The organism is Actinacidiphila sp. bgisy167, assembly GCF_965342175.1.
Lineage (GTDB): Bacteria > Actinomycetota > Actinomycetes > Streptomycetales > Streptomycetaceae > Actinacidiphila.
In genome coordinates this window covers 1-1,856 of the sequence record NZ_CBDRBL010000188.1, presented here as the reverse complement: position 1 = coordinate 1,856, position 1,856 = coordinate 1, and the positions used below count along the sequence as shown (strand labels likewise).

1 protein-coding gene is annotated in these 1,856 nt (G+C 66.1%); it reads right to left on the bottom strand.

Annotated elements, in window-relative coordinates; all coding sequences use genetic code 11:
* Nucleotides 1-1,262, bottom strand: a 1,262-nt coding sequence (gene ltrA, locus ACRWND_RS30655) for a group II intron reverse transcriptase/maturase (protein ID WP_431955213.1), incomplete at its 3' end; no start/stop codon positions are given.
* Between the last annotated feature and the right edge of the window lie 594 nt (nucleotides 1,263-1,856).

The following is a 1,856-nucleotide window of genomic DNA, read 5'->3' as shown; positions in this document are numbered from 1 at the left end:
CGGTGCCACAGGTAGTGCTCCAGCTCACTGAAAGTGATCTTGGATGCGCCGTGGCGGAAGTAGGTGGTCCAGCCCCGGAGTCTCTGCCCCAAGAGGGTGAAGACTGTGCCGGGGTCCATGTTCATCGTCTGCCGTCCGGTCAGTTCCTTGACCCGGGACCTGACCGACTTGACGGCCTTGTCGCTGGGATAGGTGTAGACCATACGACGGTTCGAGCCCCGCTGGGTGTGGCGCTGGATGTGCCAGCCCAGGAAGTCGAAGCCGTCGTCGATATGGACGGTTCGGGTCTTGTCCTCGGCCAGACGAAGCCCGATGGTGGCGGCAACGCCTGCAACTTCGTCGCGGAGCGCTTCGGCGTGCTCCTGAGTGCCGAACACCATCACGGCGAGGTCGTCGGCGTACCGGACCAGTCGGTACGTCGCTCCCCCTTCACGGCGGTGTCGGCGCCGGTGCCATTCCTTGGAAAGGCTTCGGCGCTTCGTGTCGAAGTGCTCGTCGATCACACCCAGGGCGATGTTCGCGAGCAACGGGGACAGGATCCCGCCTTGCGGCGTGCCCGACACGGTCTCCCGCAGGGTGCCCTCCCCGGTCAGGATCCCTGCATGCAGGAAGGACTTGACCAGCCGCAGGACTTGCCTGTCGCCGATACGCTGACGCACCCGGTCCATGAGGGCCGTGTGGTCGATCTCGTCGAAGCAGGCGGCGATGTCGGTCTCGAACACCCACACATAGCCCGAGCGGGCGTGGTGGATGACATCCTCGATCGCGTCCTGCGCTCGTCGGCCGGGCCTGAACCCGTAACTGGACGAGCTGAACCCGGGCTCGAAGATCGGTTCGAGCACCAGTTTCAGGCTGGCTTGCACCACGCGGTCTCGCGCGGTCGGGATGCCCAAGCGGCGCATCTTCCCGTTGGATTTCGGGATCATGCGTTCGGCCACGGGCAGGGGGACGAACGTCCGCGCCTTCAAGTCCGCGCGGATCTGGTCGAGGAACCCGAGCACACCGCGCTCGGACGCCTCGATCCCCGGAGCGGTCCAGCCGTCGATCCCGGCTGTTCGCGCTCCTTTGTTCGTTCTGACCCGGCGCCATGCTTCGAGCAGGAACGCCGGGTCTGCCACAAGATTGAACAGATCGTCGAACACGCGGCCAGGGTCAGCCACTGCCCGATCGTGCAGCTTGGACTGAATCCGCAGTACCCGCGAGGCTGCCGCGTACTCGGCGGCCTCGGGAACGCCGGGGTTCCCCGGCGTATCTCCTGCCATTTCCTCTCCTCATCTACGTGACTCGCTGCGGTCCTTCCCCATGCGGACGGCGTTACCGTCCTCGGAGTACTACGACCGCTCCGCCCCACACAGGGCCCGACAGCGGACAGCGCGCCTGCCACCCGTCCCCTGGCTGGGGAGCGGGGAGGGCAGACCCTGCATGGTTCCCATGTTCACTTTGTCCCGGTTCTCACGGGAGGGACCCGGCTATACCCCGGCGGTCTTCGTCACGCCCGCAGACACACGTGACGACCTGTCCATCGCGGCCGGTTGCCGCGACGGACGGGAGCCTGCTTGTCGAAACAGCCCAGCTCGCACCGCACTCCCGCCCCATATCCACCAGGTTTGAGAGCGGTTCTGGCTAACGAGGCGTCAAGCACCGGTTCCTTTCGTATCCCTTCGTGAATCGCTGGCCGGACCCGCACGGTCTGGTAGTACCCGCACGTCCCGACGGTGTCAGGGCCGCTTGCCACCGCCACACCCACGCTTCCTACGGCATGACGGCTGCCCTCTGCTTCACCCGGCTGCTGCGACAGCCAGGCGCCGGGGGTCTCTCACCCCCGTCCGGAAACAAAGCGCCTCATGGCGCACCTC